The 205-nt window shown below is 51.2% G+C and carries 1 pseudogene; it reads left to right on the top strand.

Annotation, left to right across the window (positions count from 1 at the left end):
- Nucleotides 1-205, top strand: a pseudogene (locus tag GPK49_RS13230) (phage replisome organizer N-terminal domain-containing protein); the annotation flags it as partial.

The following is a 205-nucleotide window of genomic DNA, read 5'->3' as shown; positions in this document are numbered from 1 at the left end:
CACTTTTACCGCCCCGGACAAAAGGCGGACATTTGTCCGACATTCGTCCACCAGAGATAGAGTTAGAGAAAGAGATAGAGATAGAAAAAGAGAGAGAGGGAGAAACGGGACACCCCGCCCCCGCTGCTTATGGCAGATACAACAATGTGATACTGACCGATACAGAGCTTTCCGGGCTGAAAACAGAGCTGCCCGACAAGTGGGA

Source organism: Clostridium sp. MCC345 (assembly GCF_018785345.1).
GTDB classification, from domain to species: domain Bacteria; phylum Bacillota; class Clostridia; order Lachnospirales; family Anaerotignaceae; genus Anaerotignum_A; species Anaerotignum_A faecicola.
This window is presented reverse-complemented; position numbering and strand designations above follow the sequence as displayed.